The organism is Facklamia hominis CCUG 36813 (assembly GCF_000301035.1).
In the GTDB taxonomy this organism is placed as follows: Bacteria; Bacillota; Bacilli; order Lactobacillales; family Aerococcaceae; genus Facklamia; species Facklamia hominis.
Genome location: NZ_JH932292.1, coordinates 1094329 through 1112310, shown reverse-complemented (window position 1 = coordinate 1112310; position 17982 = coordinate 1094329). Strand labels below are relative to the sequence as shown.

Here is a 17982-nt window from a genome sequence, read left to right as displayed (position 1 = left end):
GGATGCAAATAATTACTCATTCAACAGGATTTTTGCTATAATTAGAGTGTAGTTAATATTTTTTGAAAGGGGAATGTTAAGATGCGTAAAAATAAAGAATTTAGTTTAGGTGGTTTCCTATTGGGGTCAGCTGCCTTGGTAACAGTGGCAGGGTTGGCACTTTATGCTTACTTTGATGAAGATACTCATAATCATGTGGCTGGCATAATTAACCGTGAAAAAGTAAAGGCGTATGTTCGTTATAAATTAAATGGTTCAGACAAATTAGTGGCTGCAGTCGACCAGTTATCAGATGCAGAAGTCAATAAATTAATGGCCTTAGCAGATAAGACTAGCGATATGAGTACAAAAGCGAGCCAAGGTTTCAATGATATTGTAGATCGGGTTAAAGAGGTTGCTCAAGATGCTGGCGATAAGGTACAAGACTTTTTAAACTAATCAAAAATTTAAGCCGAGTAAGTAACTATACGCTTACTTGGCTTTTTTGTTTGTTTGCTTATCGCTATAATTAACTTAAATGAATATAGAGGGAGCGATTGGATGCCGGAATTGATCCACGTGATGAATTTATCCAATGAAGAAAGGGAAGACCATGAGTATTGGATGAAAGAAGCGATGAAAGAAGCGCTAAAAGCCCAAGAAAAAGATGAAGTACCAATAGGCGCTGTGATTGTCTATCAGGGGCGGATAATTGGTCGTGGGCATAACATTAGAGAGACTCAGAACTTAGCGACGGGGCATGCGGAAATTCAAGCGATTGAAGCCGCTAACCATTATTTAGGAGCCTGGCGTTTAGAAGGAGCTAGACTCTATGTTACTTTAGAACCTTGTCCCATGTGTGCCGGGGCCGCAGTTCTGGCAAGAATAGAAACGATTATTTATGCTTGTCGTGATCCTAAGGGCGGCTGTACAGGTTCTTTGATGAATTTAGCTCAGGAAGATCGCTTTAATCATCAGACTCAAGTCATCGAAGGGGTCCTTGATGCAGCTTGTAGTCAAATGATGAAAGATTTTTTCAAAAAATTGCGAAAAAGAAAGAAACTTGAGAAGTTATCCACAAAAACTGTGGATAATGCGGACTTATAAACAGCTTTATACACAGGTCCCTTTTTAATTAGAAAATTGATAGTTTAAATAATGAGGGTTCAGCATCACAAAATTATATATTAAAGGTTTTCTTTTTGATTGGGCGAGTGTCATTGAGTAGGTGATTTTTATAACTTTACAAAGGATCCATCGTATGATACTATAAAAATGGCAATGGTGGCGTCACGAACCGAGTCAGGACCGGAAGGTAGCAGCTATAAGTGACAAAGCCATGTGCCTTTTTTTATTTTGGCTCCATGTCAAATAAGGTTGATGACCTAATTTCCGAAGGAATCAAGCAGCTAAACCCTGCTTGGTTCCTTCTTTATTTCTTCCAGAAACATAAAGTCTGTCTATTAGAAGAATATGGTGAAAGAGAGGGTTGATGGAAGATAAAATTTCTTCCATCAACCCTATTTATTTTAAAGTCTTTTGGTTAATACCAGGAACATAAGCTATTTAATAGGAACAATAGGTTTAGTAGAGATTCATTTAACTGTATTGTAAGGGTTATTATTTGAGCTTTAAATATTATTGAGTTAGAATTTAATTTAGAAAACGATTAAATCAGAAGCGGAGGAAAACCATGAGGCTAGTAATTATCACTCAACAAAGGCAGCATTGGCGAGAGATAAAGGATCAGTTAGCCTTTATCCAACAAAATTGGGTTGATTTGGAATTTTTTGAGTTAATTGAAAACTTAAACAGAGATCTAGAATTTCTTGTTTATCAGGAGAGGCCAAGAGATTGTTACTTATTTTTGGATTGTCGAGGGCTTTTAGGAGAATCATTGATGAGTTGCTTCCTGAAATTAATTGATTTAGATTTGTTAGAAAGAACAGTAATCCTTCACCATTCGCCAAGGATCCTTCAACTGCTTTATGCTCACAGCTTAATTTGTCAAGATTGTATTATAACGGGATTAGGCAATGATACTTTGAAACACTTAAAGAATATTTTCTATGACTTGCTTCTAAAGCATGATCCGAAGATGTCTAAACTGGCAGATCTTGATTTGAATCAAATTAATTACTTTAAGCATTTGCGTGGTTCTCACTATGTGGAGATTCATTGTATCAATGGGGAAAAAGAGTACGTTCGATCCACTTTAACACATTTTGATTATTTACGCCCTCGAGTCGAATATGTTCAGCGTGATACTTTAGTTAATTGTTCGAATATAGAAAAAATTGATCAAAGTAAAAAGATTCTATCCTTAAAAAATCAAGAAAATGTGAAGCTGAGTCCATCCAGAATGAAAGCAGTTCTAAATAGTGAGTGGTTAGATTGTTTTATAATGTGATGAAGTGATGTCGAGACTTATTCGAGGCCAAAAAAGATTGATAAATGGGGCATTCGAGGCCAACTTTTTATAAGATCTATGCAACAGTATATATGCTTTATATAATAGAATCGTCGTAATAGTAAGGGTTTACAGAATAAGTGGAGGTGATAATAGGAAGCTTGTCTAATATAGAAAAGCGCATTTACTTGTTATGGATCGTATTAAAAAAGAAAGGAAAAAGATTATGAAAAAAGGAATTATAAAAAATGCTTTTTTAGCTGTTAGCCTTTTCGGCTTGTTAGGAACGAGTATGGTATCAGCCAATAATCACCAGGATACTGGTTTTTCTTTTGACTTAAAATTTAGAAATACTAAATATACTGAACCGCGTGCAAAAACGGATGCAAGTTCTTCATATGCTAGTATAACTAGCCTTTCAAATGCTAGGTCTATCAATTGCTTTATTGTTGGGCCTGGAGGAGAAAATGTGAATTCTTCGACGGTTGTATTAGCGCCTGGTCAGGCAGATTTTATTCATCAATATACTTATGAATGGAATTATCGCTCTTGTAAATTGGGCGTAAGAAAAAATGGCGGCTGGGATAATGTACATGTAACAGGAGTCTGGAGTCCTGATTGTATCTATTGTAATTAGTTTGACTTGAATGAACAGATGATAAGGAAGTGCATAGTTAAAAGAACGCTATGCACCTCCTTATTATGAAAGGGGCTTGACAATGGACTATAGGTATTTAAGAAAAGATCTAAAACGTCTATTTATACAAAAAAACGGCTTGATCTTATTGTTGTATTCAATCGGAATTACTTTACTCCACTTCTTGACCTTTAATCGGACTAACTATATGTATGAACCTTCAGTTTTCGCGCGGTTGATGGGAATTGACCATACTAGCTATGGAACAGAGATCTATTTTTTGACCTTGCCACTGATTGTTAGTTTCTATGGAGCGGGGCTTTACCGAGAAGATCTTAAGTGGAATTTGATATTGAAGCAAGAGGTCCGGTGGGGGAGAAAGAATTATTACAAGCAACAATGGATAACTGCTTTTATATCGGGAGGTTTAGCAGGAACATTTATCTACTTCTTTCATGCTGTTTTTTTATTTTTAATTTATCCCATGTGTTTACCAGATGTTCTTCAAGATCAGATTAGTATGAACTCTGGCTTGATTTATTATTTATATACAAATCATCCCTTACTTATTTTAATTTTGTTGATGTCAATTATATTTGTTTTATCTGGCATTTTTTCGTGCATGGGCTTGGCTGCTTCTTATTGGATTTCAGCGCGTTACTTTGAGTTCCTTTTTCCTTTTTTATCAAGCTACTTGCTTGTAAACGTGTTCGCTGTTCTAGGTGTTTGGTGGATTGATTACAAATATTTATTATATATTTTTGATTTGACGCTTTCAAGTTCAGCAGAATTAACACAATTGTTGCTGTTTTGGCTAGCTATCTTTTTATTGAGCTTTTTTTCTTTCTATCTCAAATATAAGGGCAGCCTAAGAGATGTTAATTAACTCTACTAAGGCGAAGGACAAGGTGTGTTTAATTAAGTAGGGGGAGTCGTCTTTTATGAAGAATATCATTCGAATTGAGAAGATAAGAGTTCATTTTCGGAGAACCCTTTGCTTTCTGGCGCTGATGATAGGCATTAATATTCTAGGTTTGATCATGCAGAATATAGCTAATAAGGACGAGCTATTAGACCAGCTTCAATTTAATTATGGTCAACTTTTTGACGCCAATCAATTAAGGTGGGTCATTATTCCCGTTTTTTTAATCCTGCTCTACTTATTAAGAGTTTATTTAACACGATTTGAGAGTGTTAGATATAGTGTTGAATGCCGATGTATCTATAAATGGAAGGCATTATTAATTGTTTTAGGGCTGATGCTAATTTTTAATTTTTCCAACTTGTTATTTTGCTTATTTAGATTTGGGCAACTGCAAGAGATAGAGTTATTTATATTTAGTCTGATGCAACAGCTTGTATTATTAGTTATATTAGGGTCTTTAGATTACTTGTTGGAGACAGTTCTTAACAAGCGATTAATCGCACTTTTAATTGTGCTTTCTTTAGGCATGTTCTTGCCGCACTTGCTTTTGAATAAGTTTTTTGTTGCTTTCTTTTATAGTGAAGGCCCCTTTAATTGGTTCAGTGTCTGCTTGCTCTTGATGAAAGCGATCTTTATTATGTATATTTTTTATCGATTTGATGAGTGGCTAATGTACCGTCGGGAAGTTATCATTTAGCGAGGGAGAATGAATATGTTATTAAGGGTAGAAGAAGTATCTAAATCATTTGGCAAAAAGCAAGTTTTAGAACGAGTGAGTCTCTTTGTTGATAAGGGAGAAGTGGTGGGCTTGGTGGGTCATAATGGATCGGGGAAGACTATGCTATTACGTGCAATTATTGGTAGTATGAGATTACAAGAAGGCCAAGTTTTTCTAGAAGAACAGCCGGTAGTTTTTAATCATCCTTTACCGATCGATGTGGGAGTTATTATTGAAAATCCAGACTTCATCCCGCATTTTACAGGACTTGATAATTTGGTTTATTTAGCTTCTATCAAGGATCAATATCAAGAAGACTTAACGATGAAGCTCTTAAAGGCCATTGATCTCTATCAGCATAAGGATACCCAGGTTAAGAATTATTCCTTGGGGATGCGCCAGAAGCTAGCCATCGTTCAGGCTATGATGGAAGATCAAATACTGGTGCTCCTAGATGAACCGACCAATGGTTTGGATAAGGATTCGGTAGAAGCTTTTATGGGCTTGGTGACAGAGATGAAGGCTCAGGGGAAGGGATTTTTAATTGCTAGCCATGATCAACACTTGATTGATCAAGTAGCAGATCACGTCTACGAGATATCAGACGGACGGATAGTAGGTGGGCAACGATGAAGAAAAAAAGGCTGAAAATTGCCTTATTGGCTTCGTTAATATGCTTATTGGCTAGAATTATCTATGTTAATGTGACGAAAGAAGGCATCAAGCCGGAGCTCTATTCAATGGAGGAGACCCTGGTTGCCCAAGGACACCCCTTAAAAATTCGCTCAATATCCTTATTAGAAGGTAAGGAAAAAGAAGACTTTAGAGAGAAGTTCCCAGTTATCTTAAATCCAGACCAAGATTATATCTTAAAGGTGGAGATCGAAGGGGATTTAAGGGATACCAAGGAAAAAGCTATGGGCTTGACTATGATTATTAATCGACAAGCGAGGACCTGGCCAGTCTTTGGGTCACCACAGTTTGAGGAATGGGGTTTTCGACTCTTTTTTGCTTTTAGGGATGAGAATTTCAAGCACGGAGAGAATGAGTTGATTATAGCGGTCAATGATACTTTGATTGAAGATAACGTCCATAAAGCCTTTCAAAGAACTTGGGATTATCAGGGACCTGCTGATTAGTAATTGAAGGGGGGATCATTGTGAAGGGGACTTTGATATTTTTGCGTCAAGAATTGTATCAGTTGTTTCGTTTGCGTCATATAATAGTGATCATGATTCTCTTGTTTGTTATGAACTGGCTGGCTTTTTGCTTAGAAAACGACTCCAGCTGGGGCTTTTTCTCGATCGTTGATCCGGAGCGCTTAATGAATAACAACCACTGGCTCTTTCTGTATATTTTTCCCTTGATTTTGTCTTTTAATTGGTTCGGGCATGTGATTGCTCAACAGAGTGTGTGGGTATATATCCGAATTAGACAGCCACGCTTGCTTTGGATTTTGGTCATATTGGCTATGGTAGTTTACATTATGCTTTATGTGGGAATTTTGATCGTGCTAAGTCTTTTTTGGCAGCAAGCTTATGAGTTGCCGCTAGGGGAATTGGTGTATTTAGGGGTTAACCTCTTTTTAACTATGATGGGAATGTTATTAATGGAGACCCTTTGTTATTGCTTAGGGCTTGGCTACCTAGGTTTGGGATTAGATCTAGCAGTTTTGGTCTTTTCGTTTTATACCCGTCCTGAGTGGAAGTGGGCTATGCCTCAGCCATATACGGAAGAGGGTTGGAGGATGGTGCTTTTCAGGGGAGGGATTCTCTTAATTCTTTTGATCTTATCTTATCTCGTTTTTACTCGGCTTAGTCGAGTAAGACGAGCCAATGAAACTTAGCTTTTGTGAAGAGAAGTATCAGATTAAGGAGATGAAGGTAATGAATAAAAAGATACTTAGCCGGGTCTTTTTAGTAATTTTAGGGTTAGGAATTGTGGGAGGGCTGTATGTAGCCTATCAATCTTTGATGAATCATATGCAAAAAGAAGATGAATTTAGCACAGTGGTGGATAACCCATCCAATACAAGTAAGCAGGAGCCTTATATACAAGAGCCGACCTATCTAGGATCGCTATCGGCACTGAGTTCTACAGAAGATCCTACATCGGATATAGATCCGGCAATTCAAAAGCTTGTTTTTGATTCTATGATGCAATTTAATTTTAACGAACAGATGACCTATCATTACGAGATGACCGAGTATGAAGGCAGTGAAAAGGCAGAATTAAAAGGAGTATTTAATAAGAAACAGGGTCTGTTCTATGAGCAATTGATTTTTCCTGAGTCCAGTCAGATCGTCTATTATGACCAAGGAACGCTTTATACCAAATATTCCGATGGTGAGAAGGCTATTTACCAACAGAAAGGTCAGCTGCAGGATTTGCTTTCTCCCAAAGTGCTCTTTTATGATTTCATTTTAGTAAGTGTCGGACAGCTACAGAACCTTAAGATGACAGAAGAGGGATCAAGTTATCGCATTGAAGGGCAGATGAATAAAGACCAGTCAATGTTTCGACATGGACGCTGGACGATTGAGATTGATGATGCTTCCAAGCAGATTGTCAACTTTGAGATCGAACAAGATGGTAAAGTGATTCAATCGATCAAGCGGGTGAAGTATTCCAATGAAGCTGAGTTGAACCAAGATGAGATTAAAAGCTTGGCAGATCAGATCTAATTTTAAGATTAATTTTTAAGGAGTAGAGACCACAAAAATTAACAACCACCTAGGTTATTCTGCATGTTATCCGGAAAATACTCTCCTAGCCTTTCAAAAAGCCATTGAATACTTGATTGATGGGGTGGAGTAGGATGTTCATTTGACAAAAGATCATCAGCTAGTAGTGATTCATGATGCAACCATTAACCTCATTTCCAATGGCAGGGGATGTGTTAAAGGTCTGACATTTGTTCAATGATGCACTTACCATTATGGTCAGGACTGGCTCCAGACTTAGTGATCACTCCACGCTTAGAAGCGGTCTTGGCTTTAGTTCAAGGATATGATTTAGTGGACTGTCTATTGATTGCGTCATTTAATCATGTTTCGGTTTTATGCTTTAAAGGACTTGTTTGATGACTCAATTGAATAGGACCGTATTTTGTTAACTTTTTAATATAGTTTAAGCATGACAATAAGCCCTGCTTGATCACTTGATCAAGCAGGGTGATTGTTTTGTTGAGTGGATTACCCCACTGATCCTTCCATTTCATAAGCGATAAGTCGGTTGAGTTCGACGGCATATTCTAAAGGCAATTCCTTAGCAAAAGGTTCTACAAAGCCCATGATAATCATCTCGGTAGCCTTAGCTTCAGAGATACCTCGGCTCATGAGATAGAAGAGCTGTTCTTCAGAAATTCTAGAGACTTTGGCCTCATGTTCTAGGCTGACATTGGGGTTGTGAACTTCATTAAAAGGAACGGTATCTGATTTGGACTTTTCATCCATGATAATCGTGTCACATTCAACGTGTGACTTGGCGCCATCTGCATTTTTACCGAAGTAGAGCTGCCCCATGTAATCGACGCGACCCCCATCTTTAGAGATGGACTTAGAAACGATCGTTGAAGAAGTTTGTGGGGCGTTATGGAATATTTTAGCGCCAGAGTGTTGGTGTTGATTTTCACCAGCAAAGGCAATTGTTAAGACTGTTCCTCGAGCGCCACGGCCATTAAGAATACAGGCTGGATATTTCATGGTTTTATAAGATCCTAAGTTACCATCCACCCACTCCAAGGTGCCGCCTTCTTCCACGGTACCACGTTGGGTAACCAAGTTATAGACATTATGAGACCAGTTCTGAATGGTGGTATAGCGGCAAGTGGCATTCTTTTTAACGATAATTTCGATGACGCCGGTGTGCATGGATGTTTCAGAATAAGTGGGAGCCGTACAGCCTTCCACATAGTGGACAGAAGCACCTTCGTCTACAATGATTAGGGTTCGTTCGAATTGGCCAACATTTGGATTGTTTAAGCGGAAGTAGGCCTGAAGTGGCATATCGACCTTAACATTTTTAGGAATGTAGATGAAGGAACCACCAGACCAACAGGCTGAATTTAAAGCTGTCTGGAAGTTCTCGCCCGATTTAACCACCGTAGCAAAGTATTCTTTGAAGAGTTCGGGGTGTTCTTTTAGGGCTGTATCTGTATCCGTAAAGATAATACCTAGTTCATCTACTTGATCTTTCATGCGAGAGTAGACGGTTTCTGATTCATATTGAACTGTCGTTCCCGCTAGAAAGGCACGTTCTGCTTCGGGGACCCCTAAGCGTTCAAAAGTTTCTTTGATTTTTTCAGGGACATCATCCCAAGATCTTGCGGGTTTATCATTGGCTCTTAGATAATAAATATAATCGTCAAAGTTAATTTCTGATAAATCAACACCCCATGTTGGGAGCTTTTGGGATTTTTCCTTAAAAAGTTGATAGGCTTCTAGACGGAAATCCAACATCCATTGGGGTTCTTTTTTTTCTTTGGAGATAGCACGAATGACATCTTCATTTAGACCACGACCAGTGGAGAAGAGAATCTTAGCATCATCTTTAAAGCCATATTCATAATCATTTAATACTGGAACATCGGACATAGACTAGTCCTCCTTTCTCACGATACCATCGCGACTGAGTTTTTCTTGATCGAGATTATCTTTTAAACCGTATTCTAAAGCGCGCCAGGATAGAATGGCACATTTGTAGCGGGCAGGAAACTGTTTGACTCCTGAAAGAAAGCTAGCTTCTTGTAAGTTGTGATTAAGCGTTTCATTGTCCTTAATGGCTTCATCAGGCTCGACTTGACCGCCGACTAATTGATTAAAGTCATGGACTAGTGAGATAGCATCCTGAATGGATTTACCAATTAAGAGATCACACATCATGGAGGCGGAGGCAATCGAGATTGAGCACCCATAACCTTCAAAGGCTAGGTCTTGAATAATTCCTTCTACTACTTTAGCTTGAACTTGGATCATGTCCCCGCAAGAGGGATTAAGTAATTCCATGGTATGAGTGGGGTGGTCTAGTTGTCCCTTATGGTGGGGATGGCTAGAATGATCTAAAACCACGGCCCGATATAATTGTTCTAAGCGACTAAGCGCCATAATTAAAAAACTCCTTTACTTTGTGACTCACTTCTATCATACGGTCAACTTCTTCTTTTGTATTATAGGCCATTAGACTTGCTCTTAGGCTGGCAGGAATTTTTAACACACGCATTAAAGGTTGGGCACAGTGATGGCCTGCTCGAAGTGCAATACCCGCCTGGTCATAAGCTGTAGCAGCATCATGAGGATGGATAGCTTGGATATTAAAAGCGATAATACCATTTTTGGCAAAGGATTGAGGCGTATAGATTTCTAGACCTTCAACTTGAGTAAGGCCTTGATATAGTCTTTGGCCAAGCTCTGCTTCCTGTTGATGTAGGTTCTTGATTCCGATAGCTTGGATCCAATCGATTGCCTCAGCTAACCCGATAATTTGGGCAATTGCCTGGGTGCCTGCTTCGAATTTCCAAGGTGCTTCCTTAAAGCTAGAAATATCATCTTTGACTTGATAGATCATTTCGCCCCCAAAGCAAACAGGCTGGGCCTGTTCGAGGAGGTCATGGCGGATATAGGTGACTCCTAGACCCATGGGTCCGTACATTTTATGACTAGAAAAAGTGTAGGCTGCAACTTGCCATTTAGCAAGGTCTAACTTTTGATGAGCTACTGCTTGAGCGCCATCGACCAAGAAGAGGCAATTGCTTTGTCTTAAAGCCCAGTGACTCAGATAAGGAATGTCCTGTTCAACGCCTAGCACATTGGAAATATGTTGAGTTACTAGTGCTTTGACCTTAGGATTTTGGTCATAGGGTGCCAGGGACTCCTTAGTGACTTGAAAATTTTCATCCAAATCTAGAAATACGAGCTTGGCACCACTTCGATGACAAACTTCTTGTAAGGGAACCAAGCTTGAATGGTGCTCCAAACGGGTCGTTAGGATAAGGTCACCGGCTTGGAGTCGCGGTTCAATAAGTCCACGAATAACTCGGTTTAAGCTTTCGGTGTCCCCGGAAGTAAAGGATATCTCATCAGCTGACCCAGCCCCAATGAAATCGGCAATTTTTTGCCGACTCGTTTCAAAGGCTTCGGTTGTACGAGCCCCGAGACTATGAACGGCTCGGTGGGCGTTGGCCCGTTCGTGTTGATAATAATAGACGATCCGGTCTAAGACAGACTGAGGGGTCTGAGAAGTAGCGGCATTATCAAAGTAAATGAGCTTTTCACCTTGTACTTTTTGATGGAGAATTGGAAATTCTTGGCGAAGGGCTTGAACATTAAGCTGGGCCATGATGATCCCCCTCTTTGGTTAGGGATTGGAGTTTAATATCCAATTGATCTAAAAGTAACTGGCGGATGGTGGGATCTTTAATTTGACTGACTGACTGCATTAAGAAACCACGAATTACTAGAAACTTGGCTTGAATTAAAGGGATTCCTCGGCTCATTAGGTACCATAGTTGTTCTTGGTCCACTTGAGCAATGGAAGCGGCGTGTCCCGCAGTCACCTCAAATTCATCAATTAATAAGATAGGGTTAGCGTCCCCTCTTGCACCATCCGACAGCATTAGAAGCCGATTTTCTTGTTGAGCATCGGCTAACTTGGCATTCTTATGGATTTTCCCAATTCCGTTCATAGAGAGCCGACCGGATTCAATGGCGGCACCGTATTGTTTAATATGACCGATTGAATGAGCTCCCCAATTATTGATTTTTGAATCGATGACTTGGTGGTTGGAAAGATTAGAAATAGCAGTGATATTGAGATAACTTTCGGCAGCAAGGCCACTTAATTTACAATCAAAATCCTCCAAGGAATTTCCTTCATTAAAAGCCCCAATAGTCCAATTTACAATGGCTCTATCCTTAATGAGACTACGACGAGTGAGGATGTTAGAGGCGTGGGACTTCATTTGGTCAATAGCTTGGTAGTCCAGCTTGGCTCCCTCTTCAAGGATGACCTCTAAACTGTAAGATTGGCTAAAGTCGCTTGGTGTATTATTTATTAGCTTTTCTAAATATGAAAGCTGGCTTCTTTTGCCAAGTACGAGGAGAAGGTATTGATGGGACTGCTTTGAAAAATCCAGGGTCCATTCAAGCTTTTCATGATGGTGATAGCCTTCAGGGACATAGATGAAAAGTCCCTGAGATAAATGGGCGAGATGATAGGCTGATAAGGAGCTATCATCTAAGGGGAGAGCTTGGCCTAAGTAATTAATAAAGAGGTCAGGGTACTTTTCAATAGCTGTTTGAAAATCACAAATGAGAATATCTCCTTGTTTTTGATCGATAGAGGGTATTTCTGGTGTGTTTTCTGGGTTATCAAAAAGTTGCCACTGGTTAAGATTTAGCCGTTCGATTTTGGGTAAAGATAGCTGGGGGTACGTTGAGTAAGCGGCTTGTTTGAGTTCATTAATATGATGAATAGCTTGCATAAAATCACCTATTCTTCGTTTAAGCGAATGTTGTTTTCCACGGCTAATTCTTTATAGCCCTTTTGTTCGAGATCAAGTGCTAGATCTGGGCCACCTGACTTAACAATGCGTCCATCCATCATGATATGGACAAAGTCAGGTGTGACATAGTTAAGTAGACGTTGATAGTGAGTGATAATTAAAGCTCCAAATTGCTCGCCTCTTAATGAGTTGATGCCCTTGGATACGACTTGCAAGGCATCAATATCTAGCCCAGAGTCGATCTCATCGAGGATGGCAAAGCGTGGTTCAATCATAAGCATTTGTAAAATTTCGTTACGTTTCTTCTCCCCCCCGGAGAACCCCTCATTGACATAACGTTCAGCCATTTCTGGATTCATATCTAATAGGGCCATTTTTTCATCCAATTTTTTTAAAAAATTAAAAATTGAAATCTGATCATCTTCTGAGCGGTGGGCATTCATGGCGGTTCGCATTAGGCTCGCGTTAGAGACTCCGGAGATCTCACTAGGATATTGGACTGCCATAAATAATCCTTGACGGGCTCGTTCGTCAACATCGAGGTCTAGAAGATTGACGCCATCCAGAAAGATTTTTCCTTGAGTTACCTGATAATCAGGATGACCCATAATTGCTTGAGAAAGGGTAGACTTTCCGGTTCCATTGGGTCCCATGATGGCATGCACTTCATTACTTTGAATGGTAAGGTTGACTCCTTTAAGGATGGCTTTATTTTCAATTTCAACATGTAAATCAATAATTTCTAACTTTGACATGAAGTTCTTCCTTTCGTATGCTTTCAGGCTATATTTTAACATAAATTTGCTTGGATTGAAGCGATACGCACCGATTAACTGGCTTTTGGGACTTGCTAAATGGGTTCGCTAAAAACAGGATAATTCGCTATAATAGATTGAAAGAGACTAAAGGAGGATCCTCATGACTTATCAGGCTTTATATCGGGTATGGCGCCCACAAACTTTTGATGAATTAGTGGGACAGACAATGATCGCCCAAACGCTTAAGAATGCTATTTCTCATGATCAGATGAGTCATGCCTATTTGTTTGCGGGACCTCGTGGTACGGGGAAGACTTCTGCAGCTAAGATCTTAGCGAAAGCCGTTAATTGTCCGAATGCGGTTGATGGGAATCCTTGTAATGAGTGTGAGGTATGTCAGGCGATTACGAGAGGGCAAGTGAGTGATGTGATCGAGATTGATGCGGCTTCTAATAACGGGGTTGATGAGATCCGAGATTTGCGAGATAAGGTTCGCTATGCACCAACGGTTGTTAAAAATAAGGTCTATATTATCGATGAGGTACATATGCTAACAACCGGAGCTTTTAATGCCTTATTGAAGACTTTGGAGGAGCCGCCGAGTCACGTGTTATTTGTTCTGGCAACCACTGAGCCACACAAGATTCCAGCAACGATCTTATCACGAACACAGCGCTTTGATTTTCAACGGATTAAGGATACAGATCTGATTGCCCATATGTCAGAGATTTTAAAGTTTGAGGATCGTTCATATGATGATGAAGCGCTAGCTCTGATTGCTCGATGTGCTAAAGGAGGAATGCGTGATGCCCTTAGCTTATTAGATCAAGCCTTGTCTTTTTCCCAAGAACGACTGGATTTAGAAACAGCCCTCTCAGTGACGGGATCTTTCTCACAGCAACTTTATTGTCAATATATAGAGGCGGTTTTTGCTAAAGAAAGTGGGCAAGCTCTTGCTATATTAGATAAAGCTCTCTCGCAAGGAAAGCAAGCTAATCGATTTATTGAAGATTTGATTCTATTTGTTCGAGATCTTTTATTAAGTCAATTCACTCAGGTTAATTATAGCTTACTGAATGACCACGAATTAGCGACTATGAATCAAAAAATTCCAGCAGACTTCTATCATTATCTGATTGCTGGCCTCAATCAGGCCCTGGATCAAATGCGCTTCTCCTCCCAAGCAGAAGTTTATGTTGAAGTGATGACCTTACGACTCAGTCGGTCGGATTGGCGGCAGGATTTGATGGCAAAATCTATGAGCCATCCCGTTCAAGCGGCTTCTTCAGAACTAGCGCAAATGGAAGAGACGTTGGCTGGTCTCCAAGCACAAGTGCAATCGCAACAAAAACTGATTGATCAGCTTCTACAGCAAGAAAGGGTGCCAAGAAAGAGTGAGCCATCACCTACTCAACAAGAAGAAAAATCGGTGAGGCTTCATCCTCGTCAACGTCCGGGTTTTGCCCAGGAAGCGTATCAGCTTGATTTAAATGCGATCTATCAAGTATTAAATCAGGCAACTTTAGTGGATATTCAAGCTGTTAAGAAAATTTGGCCGAACTTATTAGAGGCTCTTCCTCCTTTAGAACGGGTGAAGTTGGTAAACAGTCAACCCTTAGCGGCGGGACCAGATCAATTATTGGTTGCTCTGGGTCAAGCGGGGCAAGTTCACCTGGTTCAAGCCGATGAGCATCTTCTATCTTTGCTACAATATGAGCTGACACAATTACTAAATAAAACCATTCAGCTTGTCTGGATTGCAAAAGATGATTGGCAAGGCGTGCGAGCTGACTATAAATTATTATTTGATCGAAATGGTGGTCAACCCGTTCAGCTCAATGTAACAGAAGGTCAATCGGCTAGAGTATTAGAAGAAGACGAAGAGGAGCCCGTGGCATCTGTCCATAATTCCTTATTTTCAATTGAATCAGATACCGATAGTGATTCAGCAAATTTAGAAGAGGTTTCTCAAGAAGATCCCCTAGTTGATAAGGCTTTAGAGTTATTCGGTCAAGACCATGTTTGCATCTATCCCGACCGCTAATCTGGGGATAAATCATAGTTTTTAGAGGAAATCTATTATATAATGAGAGTAAGCACAGTGACATTAATCAGAATCTAAAGGAGTTTTCATATGGTAAACATGAATAATATGATGAAACAAGTGCAAAAAATGCAAAAAGACATGCAAAAGGCTCAAGCTGATTTGGAAGCGAGTGAATTCACTGCCAGTGATCATAATCATTTGGTTGAGGTTACTGTGAATGGGAAGAAACAAGTCTTACGTTTAGAAATTCAACCTGAATTGGTAGATCCGGAGGATCCGGCCATGTTGGAAGATATTTTGATTGCGACACTTAATGAAGCCTTTGTGAAGGTTGATCAGGCGACGGAAGAAAAGATGGGACGGTTTACCCAAGGATTAAACTTACCTTTCTAAGCGATGAGGAGGGAGCTTGACCATGGATTACCCACAACCGATTGCAAAGTTAATCAATAGCTTTACTAAATTGCCGGGGATTGGTGCTAAAACTGCAGCGCGGCTAGCCTTTTATATTTTAGAAATGCCTGAAGCAGATGTATCGTTTTTTGCCCAATCTTTGATTAATGTGAAGCGAGATCTATCTTATTGTGATATCTGTGGCGTCATTACCGATCAAAATCCTTGCGGAATCTGTCAAGACGAAACGCGAGATCATTCGACCATATTAGTTGTTGAAGATACGCGTGACGTGATGTCGATGGAACGAATGCAAGAATATCATGGGTTATACCATGTCCTGCAAGGGGTGCTTTCACCTATGGAAGGGCTGGGCCCAGAGGAGTTGAACATTGCTTCCTTAATTAAACGCCTACAGGATGAACGTGTTAAAGAAGTAATTGTTGCTACTAATGCGACTGCTGAAGGGGAAGCAACCGCCATGTATTTATCCCGCTTGATTAAGCCTTCGGGAATTAAAGTGACCCGTCTTGCACATGGATTAGCCGTAGGTTCAGATATTGAATATGCCGACGAGATGACCTTATATCGAGCGATTGAAGGTCGACGAGAATTATAGGAGTGGATTTGGTGACTAAGGGTTTTTTTGTAGCGTTTGAAGGGCCGGATGGTTCGGGAAAGACATCGATTATAAATCAGTTAAAAGAAAAACTCGCTGAAAGTTCGATCCCAGTGGCCTATACGCGAGAACCAGGAGGATCTCCAATTGCTGAGCAGATTCGCCAAGTCCTTTTGGCGGTAGAGAACACAGCCATGGATTATCGGGCGGAGGCTTTATTATTAGCGGCTAGTCGTCGTCAACATTTAGTTGAGACGATTTTACCTAATTTGGAGCAAGGGAAGCTAGTTGTGAGTGATCGCTTTGTAATGTCATCTCTAGCCTATCAAGGGATGGCGCGTGGAATAGGAATTGATAAAGTTTGGCAGATAAATCAGTTCGCGATTGAGGATCATCTGCCTGACTTGACCATTTTGATTGATGTACCTGCAGAAGTGGGTTTGGAGCGAATCTATCAAGCAAGAGGAAAGCGGCAATTTGACCGCTTAGACCGTGAGGCCTTGGAATTTCATCAACGAGTTCGTCAAACATACCTAGACTTAGCCAAGAATTGGCCAAGAATCGTGGTTCTTGATGGTCAAGAGAGCGTTGAGGCGATTAGTCAAAAATGTTATCGTATTTTGTGTCAGCAGGGAGTTATCAGTAATAAGGAGGAACAAATATGAAATTATTAGTAGCCATTGTGCAAGATCAAGACCAACAGATTTTAGGAAAAGCTTTTCTAGAGAACAATATTCGCGCCACTAAATTATCATCTACGGGTGGTTTTTTGAGATCAGGTAATACAACTTTCTTGATTGGGATTGAGGATGAACGTATCGATGAGGTTTTGGAGATTATTAAGCAATCTTGTCAATCTCGTGAGCAATTTGTTTCGTCGCCAATTCATCTAGATATGAACTTAGAAGTAACTAATACCTATCCACTCAAGGTAGATGTTGGTGGAGCAATTGTTTTTGTGCTTCCAATTGATTCTTTCCATCATTTTTAATCAAGCCTTAAAAGGTTGGATTCTATATGAAATTAGCATTAGCTAAGCAGTATTTTCGAGGGTTAATTAACCAGAATCATTTATCTCATGCTTATCTTTTGACAGGTGAAGGGCATCAGACGAAGGCTAAATTAACTCAGGCAATTATTCAAGATCTGGCTTGTCCCAATAAAGATGAATCCGGACAAGCCTGTTTGTCGTGTTCAATCTGCCAAAAGGTTAAACGTGGGCAATTTGTGGATCATTATGTGGTTAAACCAGATGGAAGGTCCATTAAAGTAGAACAAATAAGACAGCTTAAGCATTGGTTGACAACGAGTCCAATGGAGGCCAATTTTAAAATCGCTAGTATTGAACAAGCGGATTTGCTTTCCACCTCGGCTGCGAATGCACTTTTACTTTTTTTAGAAGAGCCAGGAGAGAACGTGTACCTCTTTTTGTTGGCAAATCAGTCCGATGAATTATTGCCAACCATTCGATCCAGAACTCAAGAGCTTAGAGTGGATCCTATCTCAATGGAAGAGATTGTTCAACAAATGGTATCTCAAGGGCTTTCTAAGGAACACGCTGTATTAATGACTTGCTTTTCGGCGGCTAATCGTCATCTATTGCTAGCAGATTACCAGGAGGAGACATTTAGTCGATATATTCAAGCTTTAGATCAATTTTTGGCTTATTTATTAGCAGGTAAGCCTCGAGCCTTTGTTTGGGTTCAGCAAGGGTTGAAGGAGTTTTTGAATTTTAAGTTTGCAGTTTGTGGTGTGGATTACTTGATGGCGGTAGCTGGCGCTTTGTTATTGGATGCCTATCTTGATAAGACAGACTATTTGAAAGGCCATTTTCAAAGTCGATGGGAAGAATTTAAGCAAATTGATGAAAAAAAAGTTTTTGACTTTGAACAATCTCTGTTAAAATGTAAAGAGTTTTTAATGGCCAATGTGACGCCGCAGTTAGCCTATGAGCAATTAGCACTAGATAATCAGATAAAGAAGTCATAAAAAGGA

22 protein-coding genes, 1 other RNA gene and 1 pseudogene are annotated in these 17982 nt (G+C 39.9%); 19 read left to right on the top strand and 5 right to left on the bottom strand.

Translation table 11 applies throughout. The features are described from left to right. Positions 1 to 81 precede the first annotated feature (81 nt). The 13 genes and pseudogenes from HMPREF9706_RS05125 to HMPREF9706_RS09065 all read left to right on the top strand — a co-directional run bounded on the left by HMPREF9706_RS05125 (position 82) and on the right by HMPREF9706_RS09065 (position 7752). Complete coding sequence (locus tag HMPREF9706_RS05125) at positions 82 to 438, top strand: hypothetical protein (protein ID WP_006908310.1); 357 nt, start codon at positions 82 to 84, stop codon at positions 436 to 438. Between the two features lie 102 nt (positions 439 to 540). Next, positions 541 to 1086 carry a tRNA adenosine(34) deaminase TadA gene (tadA, locus tag HMPREF9706_RS05120; RefSeq protein WP_006908309.1) on the top strand — a complete coding sequence of 182 codons (546 nt, stop codon included), beginning with the start codon at positions 541 to 543 and terminating at the stop codon, positions 1084 to 1086. A gap of 161 nt (positions 1087 to 1247) precedes the next feature. Continuing rightward, an RNA gene (ffs, locus tag HMPREF9706_RS08935) (signal recognition particle sRNA small type) lies at positions 1248 to 1337 on the top strand. Between the two features lie 335 nt (positions 1338 to 1672). Then, the gene (locus HMPREF9706_RS05115; RefSeq protein ID WP_006908308.1) at positions 1673 to 2389 is read left to right on the top strand and encodes a LytTR family transcriptional regulator DNA-binding domain-containing protein; all 717 of its coding nucleotides are present in this window, start codon (positions 1673 to 1675) and stop codon (positions 2387 to 2389) included. 226 nt (positions 2390 to 2615) lie between these two features. Next, entirely contained in the window at positions 2616 to 3026 is a 411-nt protein-coding gene (locus HMPREF9706_RS05110; protein WP_006908307.1) for a hypothetical protein, read from the top strand. 82 nt (positions 3027 to 3108) lie between these two features. Next, entirely contained in the window at positions 3109 to 3912 is an 804-nt protein-coding gene (locus HMPREF9706_RS05105) for a hypothetical protein (protein WP_006908306.1), read from the top strand. Between the two features lie 55 nt (positions 3913 to 3967). Next, the gene (locus HMPREF9706_RS05100) at positions 3968 to 4648 is read left to right on the top strand and encodes a hypothetical protein (RefSeq protein WP_006908305.1); all 681 of its coding nucleotides are present in this window, start codon (positions 3968 to 3970) and stop codon (positions 4646 to 4648) included. A 15-nt stretch (positions 4649 to 4663) separates the two neighbouring features. Continuing rightward, complete coding sequence (locus HMPREF9706_RS05095) at positions 4664 to 5302, top strand: ABC transporter ATP-binding protein (RefSeq protein WP_006908304.1); 639 nt, start codon at positions 4664 to 4666, stop codon at positions 5300 to 5302. Then, a complete protein-coding gene (locus tag HMPREF9706_RS05090) occupies positions 5299 to 5808 on the top strand; it encodes a hypothetical protein (RefSeq protein WP_006908303.1) in 510 nt (169 codons plus the stop codon). The genes HMPREF9706_RS05095 and HMPREF9706_RS05090 overlap by 4 nt, the downstream gene beginning before the upstream one ends. A gap of 20 nt (positions 5809 to 5828) precedes the next feature. Then, a complete protein-coding gene (locus HMPREF9706_RS05085) occupies positions 5829 to 6515 on the top strand; it encodes a hypothetical protein (RefSeq protein WP_006908302.1) in 687 nt (228 codons plus the stop codon). Positions 6516 to 6555: 40 nt separating this feature from the next. Then, positions 6556 to 7353 (top strand): hypothetical protein, encoded by a 798-nt coding sequence (locus HMPREF9706_RS05080; RefSeq protein WP_006908301.1) that lies wholly within the window; start codon positions 6556 to 6558, stop codon positions 7351 to 7353. Positions 7354 to 7390: 37 nt separating this feature from the next. Then, positions 7391 to 7594, top strand: a pseudogene (locus HMPREF9706_RS09360) (glycerophosphodiester phosphodiesterase family protein). Next, complete coding sequence (locus HMPREF9706_RS09065) at positions 7594 to 7752, top strand: hypothetical protein (RefSeq protein ID WP_231285853.1); 159 nt, start codon at positions 7594 to 7596, stop codon at positions 7750 to 7752. Before HMPREF9706_RS09360 ends, HMPREF9706_RS09065 begins: the two are co-directional and overlap by 1 nt. 111 nt (positions 7753 to 7863) lie before the next feature. Here HMPREF9706_RS09065 and sufB read toward each other — a convergent pair whose 3' ends face one another. Genes sufB through sufC form a run of 5 tightly spaced genes read right to left on the bottom strand, consistent with a single transcriptional unit; the run spans position 7864 to position 12925 of the window. Continuing rightward, complete coding sequence (sufB, locus tag HMPREF9706_RS05075; protein WP_006908300.1) at positions 7864 to 9264, bottom strand: Fe-S cluster assembly protein SufB; 1401 nt, start codon at positions 9262 to 9264, stop codon at positions 7864 to 7866. A gap of 3 nt (positions 9265 to 9267) precedes the next feature. After that, complete coding sequence (gene sufU / locus HMPREF9706_RS05070; RefSeq protein WP_006908299.1) at positions 9268 to 9774, bottom strand: Fe-S cluster assembly sulfur transfer protein SufU; 507 nt, start codon at positions 9772 to 9774, stop codon at positions 9268 to 9270. After that, entirely contained in the window at positions 9764 to 11005 is a 1242-nt protein-coding gene (locus HMPREF9706_RS05065; protein ID WP_006908298.1) for an aminotransferase class V-fold PLP-dependent enzyme, read from the bottom strand. Before HMPREF9706_RS05065 ends, sufU begins: the two co-directional genes overlap by 11 nt. Then, complete coding sequence (locus HMPREF9706_RS05060; RefSeq protein WP_006908297.1) at positions 10992 to 12149, bottom strand: SufB/SufD family protein; 1158 nt, start codon at positions 12147 to 12149, stop codon at positions 10992 to 10994. Before HMPREF9706_RS05060 ends, HMPREF9706_RS05065 begins: the two co-directional genes overlap by 14 nt. Positions 12150 to 12157: 8 nt before the next feature. Further along, positions 12158 to 12925, bottom strand: a complete 768-nt coding sequence (gene sufC / locus HMPREF9706_RS05055; RefSeq protein WP_006908296.1) for a Fe-S cluster assembly ATPase SufC — start codon at positions 12923 to 12925, stop codon at positions 12158 to 12160. A gap of 163 nt (positions 12926 to 13088) precedes the next feature. Here sufC and dnaX point away from each other — a divergent pair, with 163 nt between their 5' ends. The 6 genes from dnaX to HMPREF9706_RS05025 all read left to right on the top strand — a co-directional run bounded on the left by dnaX (position 13089) and on the right by HMPREF9706_RS05025 (position 17976). Further along, a complete protein-coding gene (gene dnaX, locus HMPREF9706_RS05050; RefSeq protein WP_006908295.1) occupies positions 13089 to 14972 on the top strand; it encodes a DNA polymerase III subunit gamma/tau in 1884 nt (627 codons plus the stop codon). A 90-nt stretch (positions 14973 to 15062) separates the two neighbouring features. Further along, the gene (locus HMPREF9706_RS05045) at positions 15063 to 15368 is read left to right on the top strand and encodes a YbaB/EbfC family nucleoid-associated protein (protein ID WP_006908294.1); all 306 of its coding nucleotides are present in this window, start codon (positions 15063 to 15065) and stop codon (positions 15366 to 15368) included. A 22-nt stretch (positions 15369 to 15390) separates the two neighbouring features. Next, positions 15391 to 15987 carry a recombination mediator RecR gene (gene recR, locus HMPREF9706_RS05040; protein ID WP_006908293.1) on the top strand — a complete coding sequence of 199 codons (597 nt, stop codon included), beginning with the start codon at positions 15391 to 15393 and terminating at the stop codon, positions 15985 to 15987. 11 nt (positions 15988 to 15998) lie between these two features. Next, on the top strand, positions 15999 to 16652 hold the full coding sequence (gene tmk, locus HMPREF9706_RS05035; RefSeq protein ID WP_006908292.1) for a dTMP kinase: 654 nt from the start codon (positions 15999 to 16001) through the stop codon (positions 16650 to 16652). Then, entirely contained in the window at positions 16649 to 16978 is a 330-nt protein-coding gene (locus HMPREF9706_RS05030; RefSeq protein ID WP_006908291.1) for a cyclic-di-AMP receptor, read from the top strand. The genes tmk and HMPREF9706_RS05030 overlap by 4 nt, the downstream gene beginning before the upstream one ends. 26 nt (positions 16979 to 17004) lie before the next feature. After that, entirely contained in the window at positions 17005 to 17976 is a 972-nt protein-coding gene (locus HMPREF9706_RS05025; RefSeq protein ID WP_006908290.1) for a DNA polymerase III subunit delta', read from the top strand. The last annotated feature ends 6 nt before the right edge of the window (positions 17977 to 17982 follow it).

Bases quoted from the DNA above. Each gene is read 5' to 3' on its own strand.
- HMPREF9706_RS05125 (WP_006908310.1), top strand. From the start codon at position 82: ATGCGTAAAAATAAAGAATTTAGTTTAGGTGGTTTCCTATTGGGGTCA.
- tadA (WP_006908309.1), top strand. From the start codon at position 541: ATGCCGGAATTGATCCACGTGATGAATTTATCCAATGAAGAAAGGGAA.
- HMPREF9706_RS05115 (WP_006908308.1), top strand. From the start codon at position 1,673: ATGAGGCTAGTAATTATCACTCAACAAAGGCAGCATTGGCGAGAGATA.
- HMPREF9706_RS05110 (WP_006908307.1), top strand. From the start codon at position 2,616: ATGAAAAAAGGAATTATAAAAAATGCTTTTTTAGCTGTTAGCCTTTTC.
- HMPREF9706_RS05105 (WP_006908306.1), top strand. From the start codon at position 3,109: ATGGACTATAGGTATTTAAGAAAAGATCTAAAACGTCTATTTATACAA.
- HMPREF9706_RS05100 (WP_006908305.1), top strand. From the start codon at position 3,968: ATGAAGAATATCATTCGAATTGAGAAGATAAGAGTTCATTTTCGGAGA.
- HMPREF9706_RS05095 (WP_006908304.1), top strand. From the start codon at position 4,664: ATGTTATTAAGGGTAGAAGAAGTATCTAAATCATTTGGCAAAAAGCAA.
- HMPREF9706_RS05090 (WP_006908303.1), top strand. From the start codon at position 5,299: ATGAAGAAAAAAAGGCTGAAAATTGCCTTATTGGCTTCGTTAATATGC.
- HMPREF9706_RS05080 (WP_006908301.1), top strand. From the start codon at position 6,556: ATGAATAAAAAGATACTTAGCCGGGTCTTTTTAGTAATTTTAGGGTTA.
- HMPREF9706_RS09065 (WP_231285853.1), top strand. From the start codon at position 7,594: ATGCACTTACCATTATGGTCAGGACTGGCTCCAGACTTAGTGATCACT.
- sufB (WP_006908300.1), bottom strand. From the start codon at position 9,264: ATGTCCGATGTTCCAGTATTAAATGATTATGAATATGGCTTTAAAGAT.
- sufU (WP_006908299.1), bottom strand. From the start codon at position 9,774: ATGGCGCTTAGTCGCTTAGAACAATTATATCGGGCCGTGGTTTTAGAT.
- HMPREF9706_RS05065 (WP_006908298.1), bottom strand. From the start codon at position 11,005: ATGGCCCAGCTTAATGTTCAAGCCCTTCGCCAAGAATTTCCAATTCTC.
- HMPREF9706_RS05060 (WP_006908297.1), bottom strand. From the start codon at position 12,149: ATGCAAGCTATTCATCATATTAATGAACTCAAACAAGCCGCTTACTCA.
- sufC (WP_006908296.1), bottom strand. From the start codon at position 12,925: ATGTCAAAGTTAGAAATTATTGATTTACATGTTGAAATTGAAAATAAA.
- dnaX (WP_006908295.1), top strand. From the start codon at position 13,089: ATGACTTATCAGGCTTTATATCGGGTATGGCGCCCACAAACTTTTGAT.
- HMPREF9706_RS05045 (WP_006908294.1), top strand. From the start codon at position 15,063: ATGGTAAACATGAATAATATGATGAAACAAGTGCAAAAAATGCAAAAA.
- recR (WP_006908293.1), top strand. From the start codon at position 15,391: ATGGATTACCCACAACCGATTGCAAAGTTAATCAATAGCTTTACTAAA.
- HMPREF9706_RS05030 (WP_006908291.1), top strand. From the start codon at position 16,649: ATGAAATTATTAGTAGCCATTGTGCAAGATCAAGACCAACAGATTTTA.
- HMPREF9706_RS05025 (WP_006908290.1), top strand. From the start codon at position 17,005: ATGAAATTAGCATTAGCTAAGCAGTATTTTCGAGGGTTAATTAACCAG.